Below are 13999 nucleotides of genomic sequence, written 5' to 3'. Positions count from 1 at the left end.
AGTCATCATGGACTGTTCAGAGAGGGTCTCCGCGTGCCAGCCAAAGCGTCAGATCTGTTTGTCCGCTGCCTGGAAGCAGAGGGTGTGGACTATATCTTCGGTATTCCGGGCGAAGAAAACCTCGATCTGCTCGAATCACTGCGACATTCGCGTATCCGGCTCATACTGACCCGGCATGAACAGGCTGCCGGCTTCATGGCCGCCACCTGGGGCCGGCTGACGGGCAAGACCGGTGTCTGCCTGTCCACACTCGGGCCGGGAGCCACCAATCTGGTCACCGCAGCGGCCTACGCCCAGCTCGGTGCCATGCCCATGCTCATGGTGACCGGCCAGAAACCCATCAAGTCCAGCAAGCAGGGCCATTTCCAGATTGTGGACGTGGTGGACATGATGCGTCCGCTGACCAAATACACCCGCCAGGTGGTCAGTGCCGTGACCATTCCCAGCCGGGTCCGCGAAGCCTTCCGGCAGGCGGAAGAAGAACGCCCAGGAGCGGTGCACCTGGAGCTGCCGGAAGACATTGCCCGGGAAGTCACGGATGCGGATCCGCTCATGCCCAGCATCCACCGCCGGCCCATCGCCGAGGAAAAGGCCATTGCCGCCGCCGTGAAGATGATCGAGGAAGCGCGCCAGCCGCTGCTGCTCATTGGTGCCGGTGCCAACCGCAAGATGGCCTCCCGGGCCCTGACCGATTTTGTGGACACCCTGCAGATTCACTTCGTCACCACGCAGATGGGCAAGGGGGTGGTCAACGAGGACCATCCCCTGTTCATCGGCAACACGGCCCTGTCGGCCGGTGATCTGGTGCACCGGGCTATCGACGAAGCCGACCTGATCATCAACGTGGGGCACGATGTGGTGGAAAAGCCCCCCTTCTTCATGAAGCCCACCGGGGCACGGGTCATCCACGTCAATTTCAATTCCGCCACCGTGGACCCGGTGTACTTCCCCCAACTGGAACTGGTGGGAGACATCGCCAACAGCATCTGGCAGCTGACCCAGCGTGTCCGGCCCCAGAAAACCTGGGACTTCAGTTTCTTTGCCCGGGTCAAGGCGCATCTTGAAGCACACATCCATCAGGGCAGTGACGATGACCGCTGCCCCATGCACCCCCAGCGCATCGTCCACGAAGTCCGTCAGGTCATGCCGGATGAAGGCATCCTGGCACTGGACAACGGCATGTACAAGATCTGGTTTGCCCGCAACTACAAGGCCCGGCTGCCCAACACGGTGCTGCTTGACAACGCCCTTGCCACCATGGGCGCCGGCCTGCCATCGGCCATGGCCGCCAAGCTGGTGTATCCGGAGCGGCCGGTCATGGCCATCTGCGGGGACGGCGGCTTCATGATGAACAGTCAGGAGCTGGAAACCGCCGTGCGGCTGGGGCTGCACCTGATTGTCCTGGTGCTGCGCGACAATGCCTATGGCATGATCAAGTGGAAGCAGGCAGACATGCGTTTCGATGACTTTGGCCTCGATTACGGCAACCCGGATTTCGTGGCCTATGCGGCCGCCTATGGCGCCCAGGGTCATCGGGTGACGGCGGCTGGCCGCCTGAGACCGACACTGGAAGAATGTCTGAACCGGCCCGGCGTGCATCTGGTGGAAATACCGGTGGACTACAGCATGAATCACCGGGTACTGAATGAGGAAACGCGCGAGCTCAGTGCCGCGCTCTGAGAGGAGGACACCCCATGCTGAAACCCGAATATCCCTACTACCTGGCCAACAAGCCGGTACAGGCCAATACGGATCTGCCGGTGACAGACAAGTACACCGGCGAAGTGGCCACCCGTGTGGCACTGGCGGACGCGGCCACCATTGATCAGGCCATCGCCGCAGCCGAAAAGGCGGCACCGGCCATGGCCCGGATGAAGAGCTACCAGCGACAGGCCATCCTCAACCACTGTGTGCAGCGTTTTGCGCAGCGCCAGGCCGAGCTGGCGGATGCCCTCTGCATCGAGGCGGGCAAGCCCATCAAGGATGCCCGCGGCGAGGTCAGCCGCCTCATCGACACCTTCCGCATCGCCGCCGAGGAATCCGTGCGCATGGGCGGCGAGGTGCTGGACATGGAGATCTCCGCCCGTGCCGCCGGCTACCGCGGCATGACCCGGCGCGTGCCCATCGGCCCCTGCTCCTTCATTTCACCGTTCAACTTTCCCCTCAACCTGGCCGCACACAAGGTGGCACCGGCGCTGGCGGTGGGGTGTCCTTTCGTGCTCAAGCCGGCCAGCCGCACCCCCATAGGCGCGCTCATCATCGGCGAGGTGCTGGCAGAGACCGACCTGCCGGAAGGGGCGTTCTCCATCCTGCCCTGCAAGCGCGACGGCGCCGACCTGTTCACCACCGACGAACGCCTCAAGCTGCTCAGCTTCACCGGCTCGCCCGAAGTGGGCTGGGATCTCAAGGCCCGCGCCGGCAAGAAGAAAGTGGTGCTGGAGCTGGGCGGCAACGCCGCCTGTGTGGTGGATGAAGACGCGGATATCGACGACGCGGTCAACCGCATCATCATCGGCGCCTTCTACCAGAGTGGCCAGAGCTGCATCTCCGTGCAACGCATCTATGCACACGAACGGATTTATGATCGCTTCCGCGAAAAGCTGGTGGCGGCCACCCGCGCGCTCAGGATGGGCAATCCCCATGACGAGGACACCTTCATCGGTCCCATGATTGCACAAAGCGAAGCGGCACGTCTGGAGCAATGGATTGCCGAAGCGGTGGATGCTGGCGGCACGCTGCTCTGTGGCGGCAAGCGCGAGGGCGCCATGCTCGAAGCGACCCTGCTGGAAGGCGTGCCCAAAGGATGCGCCCTGGTGGACAAGGAAGCCTTCGGCCCCGTGGCCGTGATGGATCGCTTCTCCGACTTCGACGAAGTGCTGGCCCGGGTCAACGACAGCGTTTTCGGTCTGCAGGCCGGCATCTTCACCCGCGACCTGTACAAGATGTACCGGGCCTGGGACGTGCTGGAAGTGGGCGGCGTGGTGATCGGTGACGTGCCCTCATGGCGCGTGGACCACATGCCCTACGGCGGCGTCAAGGACTCGGGTCTGGGTCGCGAGGGCATCCGCTACGCCATGGAAGACATGACCGAAATCCGCCTGCTGGTGGTGCGCGAGCCGCAGCAGGGTCTCAGTTGATGCCGTAGCGCCGGGGCTCGCGGAAACGGAAGAATCCGCTGGCCTCCTCGCTTGCAATCACCCCGGCCTGGGGCCCGAAGTAGCGCCGCCGGAGATCATCCAGCGCGGTTTCCAGTGCCGGGCCGGAGAGGGCCTTCACCAGGCGCTCCCGTTCGGCCATGTAGGCCTGGCCCTTGGCTGCCCGCTCGTCACGCACCTTGTCCAGGGCCTCCCAGCGCTCCAGCGCCGCCTCGTCCATGCCCATGGCGGCACGCAGGCCGCGCAGGACCTGGTAACGCGCCGTGGCCGGCAGGGTCTGCAGATCCTGCTGCACCGCATCCTGATTGAGGAAGCGGTCGGTCAGCTCCTGGGCATGGCGCTGGCGTACGGCTTCCGCCTCATCGCCGTACACCTCGTCAATGGCCCGGCGCCAGGCATCCACCCGGGCGCTCAGTGGCAGGGGTTGCTGAGTGATGGCCGAGAGCTGGTCGTCCAGTTGCTCGCTGCGCCACTGATTCTCCCAGATCACCCGGGCATCGTCGCCAAAGATGGCTTCACGCTGAGCCCAGAGACGTGCCCGTCGTTCCGCCTTGGAGAGGGTCGCCAGCGTATCGCGCTCAGCCTTCAGCCAGTCCTGCCAGGCCACCAACTGTTCCAGCCGCGCCATCAGCGCGTCCACCCGATCCGGTGCCAGCTGCATCAGCCACTCCCGCGCATGGGCCAGCCAGTCCTCACCATAGACAGACTGCAGCCAGCGCATCAGCGCCTCCAGTGCACGCACCTGGCCCACAGGATGGTCCAGGCGGGCCGCAAAGCGCTCGCGCCAGCCGGAAATGAAGGCCTGCAGGGCCGCGGGGTCAAGTTTGCCCGACAGATCCGGGATGGAGGATGCCGGCGGGACGGACGACGAAAGGGGCGCGGCCCCGGGTGAGACCTCGGGCGTCCCCGTGGCGACCACCGTTGCCGACGGGCGCCAGAAGGCCAGCGCCAGCAGCAGGACAAGAAGAAGCAGGGATGCGGGTAACCAGACCGTGCGTTTCATGGGCTCTCAACCGGGTTTGTTGTTGTTTTGTCGAGATTTTAAACAGATTTTGAATAAATTGAGAGGTATGTCACGTTTTTTTGGGACGGAGTTCTCATAATGAGAAGTGATGGGGTCACACCTTTCAGCCTGAACAACAAAAACAAAAGAGGTTACAGTCATGCAGAGATCCATCCTCCGCCTGGCGGCGGTCACCAGCCTGTGTGTCCTTGCGGCCCTGCCGGCTGCCGCGCGCGACGCCAACAAGACCCGCTATCCCATCGTGTTCGCACATGGCATGGCCGGGTTCGACAACATTCTCGGTTACGACTATTGGGGAAACGACTACGGCACCTTCGTGCTCGATCCCTGTGACAAGTTCCTGGAAAGCAACTGCAACTGGGATATCAGCACCTCTCAGCAGAGCTATGTCTCGGCCGTGCAGCCCCTGCACAACTCCGAGTACCGCGGCTGGCAACTGGCCAACAATATCGAAAGCTACCTGGCCACCTCCGGCGCCACTCAGGTCAACGTGATTTCCCACTCCCAGGGCGGCATCGATACCCGCAAGGCGGCCGCGGAACTGCGGGCACGCAAGGGCTACAAGGTCGTCCGCACCCATGTCTCCATCTCCTCGCCGCATCGGGGCTCCCCGGTGGCCAAGTACGTGCTGGATCACTATGCACTGAACCAGCTGGTCAGCGTCCTCGGCAACTTCTACGGAGACGTGGTGTACGGTTCCGGCAATGATGCGGTCGCCTCCCTCAAGCAGCTCGTCTACAACGACTATGACCCCAATGACGGGCAAACCACCGGCATGAAGGCCTTCAACCAGAAATACCCGGCAGAGGGCAGCAACATTCAGCATGCCGTGTCCTTCATGACGGCCCAGAACGGCTCCGGCGTCAACCCGGCCCTGTGGCTGCTTTCCAACGGCATCTACGATATTGATGGTGACGGATACTGCGTGGATGACTGTGACAACGACGGAGCCGCCGGCAGCGGTGACGGCAAGGCCAGCGACCGGGACGATGATGGCCTGGTGGGCATCAACAGCCAGCAGCAGGGCAACCGCATGGAATATGTGGAATGCTGGGGCTGTCTGGACTATGCCTATGAGCGCACCGATCTGGGGCGGGTGACTGACCTCAACCGGCCCGATTCGACCCAGATGACCTCTCTCAAGTATGTCCTTGAACAGGATCATCTGGACGTTATCGGCGTGGGCCCGGACACCTTTGACGAAATGGAATTCTACGCCGCCATCACCGATTACCTCGCCGACCGGGGCGACTGAGCCGGCTCAACCCCTTTGGAAGCGTCCGGCGTCTGATTCAGGCGCCGGTTTTCGTTTGTCTCCGGAAAGCGGATCTGTGATCCCAGGCCATTCCGGCGCCGTGTGAAAGGTTGTATAGTCTGCGGCGATGCGCTTCTTCACTCTGGTTTACCTGACGATAGCATTGACAAGCAGTCTGGCGGCTTGCCTGAACTTCAGGGCAAGCCTGCCGGAGGCACGGATCATTCTGTTGCGCATGGCGATGGCAGCGTTGGTACCGGCCATGGCGCTGATCGTGGTGATCCTGGTGCTCGACGGTCAAACAGGCGGGTTCCTGCCCGTCACCCAAGAGACCCTGACCGGTATGTTGGTGGGCTGGTCAGTGCTGAATTACATTGCGCTCAGGATAGCCTGCAGAGGAGTCGGGCGCCACAGAAGCTATGATTGGTACTGGTTGTCGCCGCGGGTGTTCTGTCTGCTGATGAGCACCCTTTACACGATTCCCCTGGTGCTGTTGGTGGTTTACATCTGGGCACTGGCTGAGGCATAGCGGTTGTGAGCCCCATGATGTGGCGGGCAGATTGCCCGTCGGGCGTCTATACTCCGTGTAAGTGTCCCGGAGGTCACCCTCACCATGATCAAACCACCCAAGTTATCCCGCGAAGAACGTGACCACACCGGTTCAGCCAACCTGAACCCCGTGCAGCGCATGGAACCGGGGAGTCGCCGGCTGCCGGCTGTGGTGTGGATTGGTGCGGTCATTCTGGGCGCAGGCGTGCTGGTGCCTTGGGGGGAAGTGGAGCAGTTTGTCAGTCAGGGACTGGCCTCACTGACCGAGCTGGCCGGACAGGCCGCTCCCGGCGAACCGGCGCACAATCCCGGCGCAGATCAACCGGTGGCCGCATCGGCCCCGTCCGCCCATCCTCCCCCGACACAAGCGCCCCCGATGACACGAAGTGCCCCGCTCGCGGCCAGACCCGAACCTGCACCGGTTGCCGAGGCGCACCCCACCGGCTGGGCCGCCGTGCCGGAAGCACCGGAAGGGCAGGCACTGCGCGTGATCTCCGTCAGCCGCTGGTCTGTCCGGCCCTGGAAACTGGGGGCTGCCCAGCGGCGGGTTCCCCTGATGACACGCCATGCCCGGTGTCGCCTGGAACGGGGCAAGTATCCCGGCAATCAGGGTGATCAGGTTTACTATGGCGAGCTTTCTCTGGCGGGGCAGCCCCACTGCGTGGCGGTCACCGGCTGGCGTTCCGCCTCGCCGCCCTGGCTCTGGTGGGATGCCAACGCTGACGGCCTCTTCGGTGATCCCGGTGCCGTTTTCCGGGGACGGGCCCCGGGCAAGCTGGCGGTCACGGTGGTCACGCCCATGCCGGATGAACGGCTCAGAGCGGCCCATCCCATCAACCAGAAATACACCTTCTGGGCCTGGGTGCGCGAACAGAACGGTCAGCCCACCTTGTTTTACTATCCCACCACCGAGATCGAATCTGCCGTGCGACTGCCGGGACTGGACACGCCCGTGAAGCTGGTGGTCTCCGAGAAGCCGGGCGGCCATGACGGCAACTTCACCGACGATGGTCTTTATGTGGATCTGGATGGCGATGGAGCACTGTCCGATGAGGAGTACATCCCGCCCGAAGGCGCACTGCGGGCGCCGGATGGCAGCCTCTGGCGAATCCGCGTGGCGCTCTGAGCGCTGCCTGACACGGTGATTCCGGCTAAAATGGCGCATCTGTACACAAAATGAGACGGGCTTGGCAGCCCTGTGTGCCAACGGCGGGTATGCTGCCCGCCATCTGCAATCGGGGAGGTTTTCCCATGGCGCTCGTCTGTCATCATCTCAACACCGCCACCTTCTGTGGCCTGCCGTCCCCCCTCATGGAAGGGCAGGGGTGGCTGAGCCCGTCGCGCTGGCTGCGCCGCGGCCGGCTGGCCTGCCATTGCCTGCTGCTGGAAACGTCCGGAGGGCTGGTGCTGGTGGATACCGGGCTCGGTCACCGCGATCTGTGTCACCCCACCCTGGCCACCCGCCTTGAGCGCCGGATGCTGGGGGCCGAACAGGACGACGCGGACACCGCCCTGGAGCTGGTCCGCAGCTTCGGTTACGCACCGGAAGACGTGCGGCACATCCTGCTCACCCATCTCGACCCCGATCATGCCGGCGGCCTCAAGGACTTCCCCCTTGCCCGGGTGCATGTGATGGAAGACGAGTACATTGCGGCCATGCACCCCATGACGCTGATGGAACGCAAGCGCTACAACCCCGCCGACTGGCAGCACGACCCGATATGGCACTGCCACCGGCCTGAAGGGGAGCGCTGGTTCGGGTTCGAGGCCGTGCGGGCACCGGTACCCGGGGTGGAGGACCTTCTCATGATCCCCCTGCCGGGTCACAGCCGCGGCCACGCCGGCATTGCCGTCAACACCACAGATGGCTGGCTGCTGCACGGGGGGGATGCCTGGTTCAACCGCCGCGAGCTCTCGGATGACGCCTGGGCACCCGTGGGTATTGCCGCCGTGGAAAGCCTGTTCGAAACCAGCCGTGCCCAGCGCAAGCACAACCTCATGCGTGTGCGCGAGCTGCATGCCCGGCACCCGGAAATCCGGCTGATCTGCAGCCACGACCCGGAGGATGCCTGTGCCTGCCGCTGCGCTGGGAGGGTGGTCCGTGGGTGAGTTTGAACGGCATCTCCGCGATGCCATCCGCATCAACCGTGCCCGTGCCGCCTGGTATGCACGGGTTGCCGGATGGCAGGCACGGTTGCTCTCCTGGTGGCTGATTGCGTCTGAATATCTGTGTCTGCCGCTGGCACGTTACTTTGACCGCAGGGCACTGCCGTTCAACAGGCGGGGCATTGGCGTGGTGCAACGGGATTTTGTACCCATGGATGTGCCGGATCAGACCACGCCGCCGCCGGCGGTGCGGCCGCTCACCGGGGCCGTTCGCCGATCCGCGCTCCGGCGTCTGACAACCTACCGGAAGCGGGCACGCCATGCTCTGACACAGGCCCGGTTTGATGCTGTGGCGGACCTCACCCGGCAGATGCTACGGGATATCGGACAAATTGAAGCCGACGCCGGTACGTCACTGGCCATGACACGGCATCTGCTCGAATCTATCGGTCTGTGCAGTCACAATGCCGTGATGTACATTGCACAGGACGACAGCGTTCAGAACCTTTGTCACCGCCTGGTGGCCATTCAGCTTGCGCTGGTGGGTAACGGCCCTTGGATGGACAGCCTTGGTTCCCGCTGTCAGTCCCGGGGCGCCGGCATCCTGCTCAATGATGTCCCGGCTATTCCGTTCCCCCCGTGCGACACCTCAGCGGGTTCCTGAGCAGGAGCCTGCTGAGTTTTTCGCGTGCGCTCGAAGTATTCCTCCGGCGTTTCCAGCGTCTGGGTCGGCGACTTGATGCGAATGGCCGCCTCCTCCATCAGATAGAGCGGAAACCCGACAACGTACTGCGTGCCTGTGGCGGCGCCCAGTGCCAGGAAGTAGCCACCCATTTCGCTGAGAGTGACGACCGATCCGACCAGTGCCACGGGGAAGCTCACGATGCAGCCGGCAGTTCGTGCCGGCAAGGTCACGAAATCTCCCGAGTCTGTGTAGGCGAGCCTGGCTGTACAGGGGTTGCCATACCAGCTGCCCTCGGCTGATGCAGGCGCAGGTCCCAGTGCCAGCGCGATCACACTCAGCCAGGCCGTGAACAGGACTGCGGAAGGTATTCTGAACGGGATCCGGCTGATCCGTCTTTCCCGGTCTTGCTCATGGGCGGAACGGCGATAGTCCTGAGGTGCCATGATGTTTTCTCCCTGTCTGTTGGGTCATGTCCGTCCTGGACGGGTGAGCATGAAATGGTGTCACTCCGGGGGGCTGGTGTTGCTGGCGGAAAGCATGCGGATCAGTCTGTGTGTCAGTGGAGACGTGGTCCGGCGCGCGTAAGACGCCAGATCGGGAATCAGATCATTGACATCCCCGACATCCGCCGCGAGGCCCTCTTTTTGCAGGCGACCGGCAATGATTTCAAGATGGGCCTGCCTGTCCCGCTGACCTTGCGGGCCGGTCCCGTAAGGATGGAAATCGGTCGCTTGCGGTTTTTCCCGGGTCGCTTGGGCCTGTAATGTTTTTGCATGTCTCAGCAGCGCCGGGGGCGCGGCAAGCAGATACAGGAAGGCGACAAAGCCGGTGGTTGACTTCAGAGGCCGGATACGGGGCAGGGGAGCATCTCCGCCGACCAGGTAGCCGAGCAGGAATATCAGTCCCAGCAGTGCCGCACCGGCCATGACCGCAATGTAGATCCGGCGTCGTTTGTGATGGACATACAGGGCAACGGCAAAGGCTGACGTGACGCACAGGAAAATGACGAGCGAATCCGGATAGCCCATGAACCCCGAGAGTATGGACATGGGGTAAAAGATGATGGGGACCAAGGGCCCCTCGTGTTCGCCTCCGAGCAAATACAGAGGCACCGAGAACAGCCAGCACCAGAGATGAAATCCCATCATGGCGCGGAGATACAGTCGGGTTGCCGGGACAGGCTGGCTCACTGGCATCACGCAAACCTCCCTGATGTGCTGCGGTATCCGGTTGCAGGCGTTCCGGTGTCATCCAGTGCCAGCCGGGCAAGACTGCGCGTCAGCCCGGACGATGTCCGGTTCATGAGCTGCTCCAGCGTCTCCGACTCGGACAACTGGCTCAAACGATACGCCCCCAGCCCTTCTTCCCGTGCACGCTCCCGGATCAGCATCAGCAGGGACATCCGCTCACCCGTCGGCAGGATTGCGTCATCGCACGGATGGGCATCAGGCGTCTCCAGCCGGTTGAACAGGACCCAGGTGATGCCGACGAGAAAACTCAGGGTGCCCGCAATATTGAACACACTGACCAGATCGGGGTTGACCAAACCTGTCATGGCATACAGCGCGATACACAGACCGCAGCCAGAAAGGATGCTCCGGCCCGGATCGCGTGTGCGTTCGAACAGGGTGGACGTCAGAGCGTAGGCCAGCGAAAGGATGATCACGGAAAGAACGAAGGTCGGGGAGATATAGAATACACCGATGAACTCTGCGAATCTCCACAGGTCCTCACGCCTGAGAAAATACACGCATGGCAGAACGGCGACCGTAATGAGCAGAAAAGCAGGGTACCCGTACAGCAGGGGGCGGGGCTGACTGAGATGTGCGGCCATGAACACTCCTTCCTTGGTATCAAAGTCCATGAGGTGCCGGCAGTCTGCATGGTGAACATGCCAGGCACCTTCCTTTTCTCCGGCAATCACTGTCCGGAGGCAGCCGTGGCCTTCAGGGGCAGCGGCTGATGATCGTCCTTGCGGGGAATCTTATCATAAGGATCGGTCTGCGGAAAAGCAGCCCGGGGCGAAGCCCGGGCTGAGACCGCAGGAAAGATCCCGCAAACGGTCAGCAAGCCACCCGCACCACCGTCGCTGACTGCGGAGCGGCCACATCATCCACACGCAGCACATCCTCCAGCTTGTCGAGCTGGGCCTTCAGCGTGTGCAGTGCCCGCTCGCCGGAGACCACCAGCACACCGCGCCAGTGGCCATCCACCCGGGCGAAGCGCACCTGGGACGGGGTAAAGCCGCGCACGCGGATCACCCGCAACACGCGCTCCAGGGCTCCGGGCTGGTCAGACAGGGTCAGGGACAGGGTATGGTTCATGCCAGGCTCTCCTCAGGTTGAATCAGTTCATGGTTGGCGGCCCCGGGCGGAACGATGGGCCAGACGTTTTCATCCGCCTCGATGGCCACATGCAACAGCATGGGGCCGGGGTAGGCCAGCAGCGTCTCGATGCCACGGCGCATCTGGAAACGCTGACGGATGCTCAGGGACGGAATGTCGAAGGCGCGCGTCAGCGTCAGGAAATCCGGATTGTCGCTCAGATCGATCTCGCTCAGGCGACCGTTGAAGAACAGGGACTGCTGCTGACGCACCATGCCAAGGCGCTGGTTGTCCATCAGAATCATCTTGACCGGCAGCGCGTAGCGCTTCAGCGTCGCCAGCTCCTGCACGTTCATCATGAACGAACCGTCGCCCATCACCGCGATCACCGGCTGGCCGGGGTTGCCCAGGGCCGCGCCCATGGCTGCCGGCAGACCAAAGCCCATGGTCCCGAGCCCGCCGCTGCTCAGGTGTGCCGCCGGATGCCGCACCCGGAAATGCTGGGCCACCCACATCTGATGCTGGCCCACGTCACAGGCCACGATGGCCTGCTCCGGCAGCACCTGGCTCAGCGTGCGCACAAAGGCCGGACCGGAAATGGGCCGGGCACTCTGCTGATCCGTATCCTCACGGAACCCCAGACGGGTCTTCAGTTCCAGCGCATGTCGGCGCCAGTCGTCAATGGCCGGCGGGGTGTCGAACAGCGCCGCCAGATGGCTCAGGGCAGGCTGCAGATCCCCCTGAACGAACAGGCTCGGGGTCAGGATCTTGGCGCATTCGGCCCGGTCACAATCAAACTGGATGATATCCGCCCCGGGCGCAAAGTCCGACGGGCGGCCCGTGGCCCGGTCGTCAAAGCGGGCACCAATGGTAATGAGCAGGTCGCTCTCGTGAACCAGACGGTTAGCCGCCGCACTGCCGTGCATGCCCAGCATCCCCAGATCCCAGGGGTAGTCCGGTGACGGGTTGCCCAGCCCCTTGAGGGTTTCCACCGTCGGGATGCCGGTGCGGGCCAGCAGGTCGCGGAAGGCGTCCACCGCACGGCCGAGCAGCACGCCGCCGCCGTTGTAGATCACCGGCCGGCGCGCGGCGCGGATGCGCTCCGCCACACGGGCCAGCAGGGCCTCGTCCGCCGTTCCCGGCTTCGCCTGCGCCGGCGGGCGGACACGCGGACCGGACCAGGCCTCCAGCAGCACATCCTTGGGAATGTCCAGCCACACCGGGCCCGGCCGGCCGGAACAGGCCAGATGAATCGCCCGCGGCAGCACCTCGGCCAGTTCCTCAACTGAACGGATCAGCCAGGAATGTTTCACGATGCCCAGCGTCATGCCCAGAATGTCCGTCTCCTGAAAGGCGTCCGTACCGATCAGCGCCCGCGGCACCTGGCCCGTGATCACCAGCAGGGGGACCGAATCCATGTACGCATTGGCCACGCCCGTCACCAGATTGGTGGCACCGGGGCCGGATGTGGCCACGCACACGCCCAGCCTGCCCGTACTGCGCGCCAGACCGTCGGCCGCCAGGGCCGCCGCCTGCTCGTGCCGGCAAAGGATGTGCTCGATGGGACTCTCCAGCAGGGCATCATACAGGGGCATGATGCAGCCGCCGGGATACCCGAACAGGGTGCGAACGCCTGCCTGATGCAGGGTGTCGAGGATCAGTTGTGCGCCGTTCAATGTCTGCTCTCCTGTACGGCGCTTCCCGGAAGGGGGATCCAATAAAAAACCCCCGGTTCCTGGGAAGCGGGGGTTTTTGTTCTGGCTCTGTCAGTTGTGCTTCAGCCGCGTGCCAACCCCCGCAGTGGTACCACGACCACCACGACAAGAAGGTTGACCACGACGACGAAAGCAGAACGCATGTTAATCAGTTGAACCCGTGTGAATTTCAGTCAGCGGATACATCATAGCCACAAGCGAGCGGGGATTTCAAGAGCCGTTTTGTGACGCACGCGATAAATTTACAGATCGGTGGCAAGGGTGCTCCCCGTGCCATGATGCAGGCGTCATAACGGAAGGGAGGTTGCCTGCATGTTACTGATTCGCTGTACCGTTCTGGTTCAGGTGGCGCCTCAATGGTTCAGCACCGTACTGCGCCGGCACGGGGAGAACAGCGGGCTCAGATTTGGATATCCTCCCCCGGACACATGAGCCACTTGATCTGCTATTATGGCCCTGCTTTAACTCGTGGTGTGCCAATGGACTGGAAAACCATCAAAGAACAAGGGTACATGGAGATTGACGGTACCCGATATGATTTGTCTCACCTTCAGGATGCCTGGTATGACTTCGTCATTGAGGCGAGCGGCCGTTATGCGGAACTGAAAGGCACCCTTCTCGTACAATACAGCAGCCACTGCGTCTCTTGGGGACCCAAGCGGGGAGAGCGTATTGATTTCAATATCCAGGGAGAGCAGCGCAGAATAATTGACGACAAAGGCGTGCATCGGTGCTTTTGTAACCGGCGATATCAGCTTTCAGCGCACCTTCCGCATATCTTTGAAACATTTGCAGACCGGTGGTGTCTCTTTACAGGATATGAAAACTGGTTGACGATTGAAGTGTTGGGGCCAGCGGGTGAGCCTCAGGAATATGAAGTATATTTCCGCGTCACCAAACAAAGCCGTAGCCTGTTGCGTATCTATGTCGAGAGTGCCTACGTGAGAGATAAGGGCTATGGTGATCAGAAGCACACAAAGCACCGCCGTGACAAAGTCCGCGCCAAGGTCTTGTTAGCCAAGAAGCTACGGGGGGAACCGGTCAGACGACCATCCCGAGGAAGAAAATAGGGGGCGGAACAAGCAAAAAGCCCTGAAAAGGGCTTTTTGCTCTCGGGTGCTCTTTTATTTCAGCACGGCTGAAACCAGATTTCTCCGGCGGCAGGTGGACACCGCAATCAAGTGCA

General features: G+C 62.7%; 14 protein-coding genes. 8 read left to right on the top strand and 6 right to left on the bottom strand.

Annotated features, from left to right (window positions below):
- Positions 1–33: 33 nt before the first annotated feature.
- Together AAIA72_RS11550 and AAIA72_RS11545 are read left to right on the top strand one after the other, a co-directional pair.
- Complete coding sequence (locus tag AAIA72_RS11550) at positions 34–1680, top strand: acetolactate synthase large subunit (protein WP_369600469.1); 1647 nt, start codon at positions 34–36, stop codon at positions 1678–1680.
- Positions 1681–1694: 14 nt separating this feature from the next.
- Positions 1695–3137, top strand: a complete 1443-nt coding sequence (locus tag AAIA72_RS11545) for an aldehyde dehydrogenase family protein (protein WP_369600468.1) — start codon at positions 1695–1697, stop codon at positions 3135–3137.
- On the opposite strand, the gene AAIA72_RS11540 is transcribed toward AAIA72_RS11545, so the two are convergent.
- Positions 3130–4158, bottom strand: coding sequence for a hypothetical protein (locus AAIA72_RS11540; protein WP_369600467.1), 1029 nt, complete (start codon positions 4156–4158; stop codon positions 3130–3132). The genes AAIA72_RS11545 and AAIA72_RS11540 overlap by 8 nt on opposite strands.
- Positions 4159–4318: 160 nt before the next feature.
- On the opposite strand from AAIA72_RS11540, the gene AAIA72_RS11535 reads away from it, so the two are divergent.
- The 5 genes from AAIA72_RS11535 to AAIA72_RS11515 all read left to right on the top strand — a co-directional run bounded on the left by AAIA72_RS11535 (position 4319) and on the right by AAIA72_RS11515 (position 8753).
- The gene (locus AAIA72_RS11535; protein WP_369600466.1) at positions 4319–5434 is read left to right on the top strand and encodes an esterase/lipase family protein; all 1116 of its coding nucleotides are present in this window, start codon (positions 4319–4321) and stop codon (positions 5432–5434) included.
- A 127-nt stretch (positions 5435–5561) separates the two neighbouring features.
- Positions 5562–5963: a hypothetical protein gene (locus AAIA72_RS11530; RefSeq protein ID WP_369600465.1), complete on the top strand. Its 402-nt coding sequence runs from the start codon at positions 5562–5564 to the stop codon at positions 5961–5963.
- Between the two features lie 84 nt (positions 5964–6047).
- The gene (locus tag AAIA72_RS11525) at positions 6048–7109 is read left to right on the top strand and encodes a hypothetical protein (RefSeq protein WP_369600464.1); all 1062 of its coding nucleotides are present in this window, start codon (positions 6048–6050) and stop codon (positions 7107–7109) included.
- Positions 7110–7234: 125 nt separating this feature from the next.
- Positions 7235–8092 carry an MBL fold metallo-hydrolase gene (locus tag AAIA72_RS11520; RefSeq protein WP_369600463.1) on the top strand — a complete coding sequence of 286 codons (858 nt, stop codon included), beginning with the start codon at positions 7235–7237 and terminating at the stop codon, positions 8090–8092.
- A complete protein-coding gene (locus tag AAIA72_RS11515) occupies positions 8085–8753 on the top strand; it encodes a hypothetical protein (RefSeq protein WP_369600462.1) in 669 nt (222 codons plus the stop codon). Before AAIA72_RS11520 ends, AAIA72_RS11515 begins: the two co-directional genes overlap by 8 nt.
- Here AAIA72_RS11515 and AAIA72_RS11510 read toward each other — a convergent pair.
- The 5 genes from AAIA72_RS11510 to ilvG all read right to left on the bottom strand — a co-directional run bounded on the left by AAIA72_RS11510 (position 8672) and on the right by ilvG (position 12774).
- Entirely contained in the window at positions 8672–9217 is a 546-nt protein-coding gene (locus AAIA72_RS11510) for a hypothetical protein (protein WP_369600461.1), read from the bottom strand. The genes AAIA72_RS11515 and AAIA72_RS11510 overlap by 82 nt on opposite strands.
- 60 nt (positions 9218–9277) lie before the next feature.
- A complete protein-coding gene (locus AAIA72_RS11505; protein WP_369600460.1) occupies positions 9278–9970 on the bottom strand; it encodes a hypothetical protein in 693 nt (230 codons plus the stop codon).
- Positions 9970–10608 carry a hypothetical protein gene (locus tag AAIA72_RS11500; protein ID WP_369600459.1) on the bottom strand — a complete coding sequence of 213 codons (639 nt, stop codon included), beginning with the start codon at positions 10606–10608 and terminating at the stop codon, positions 9970–9972. The genes AAIA72_RS11505 and AAIA72_RS11500 overlap by 1 nt, the downstream gene beginning before the upstream one ends.
- A 229-nt stretch (positions 10609–10837) precedes the next feature.
- Positions 10838–11098, bottom strand: coding sequence for an ACT domain-containing protein (locus AAIA72_RS11495; RefSeq protein WP_369600458.1), 261 nt, complete (start codon positions 11096–11098; stop codon positions 10838–10840).
- Complete coding sequence (ilvG, locus tag AAIA72_RS11490) at positions 11095–12774, bottom strand: acetolactate synthase 2 catalytic subunit (protein WP_369600457.1); 1680 nt, start codon at positions 12772–12774, stop codon at positions 11095–11097. The genes AAIA72_RS11495 and ilvG overlap by 4 nt, the downstream gene beginning before the upstream one ends.
- 518 nt (positions 12775–13292) lie before the next feature.
- Between ilvG and AAIA72_RS11485 the strand changes: the two genes are divergently transcribed.
- Entirely contained in the window at positions 13293–13883 is a 591-nt protein-coding gene (locus AAIA72_RS11485; protein WP_369600456.1) for a hypothetical protein, read from the top strand.
- Positions 13884–13999 lie beyond the last annotated feature (116 nt).

The organism is Thermohahella caldifontis (assembly GCF_041153465.1).
Classification (GTDB): Bacteria; Pseudomonadota; Gammaproteobacteria; order Pseudomonadales; family Oleiphilaceae; genus Thermohahella; species Thermohahella caldifontis.
Note: the sequence above shows the minus strand (reverse complement) of the source record. Positions and strands in the feature narration are given on the sequence as shown.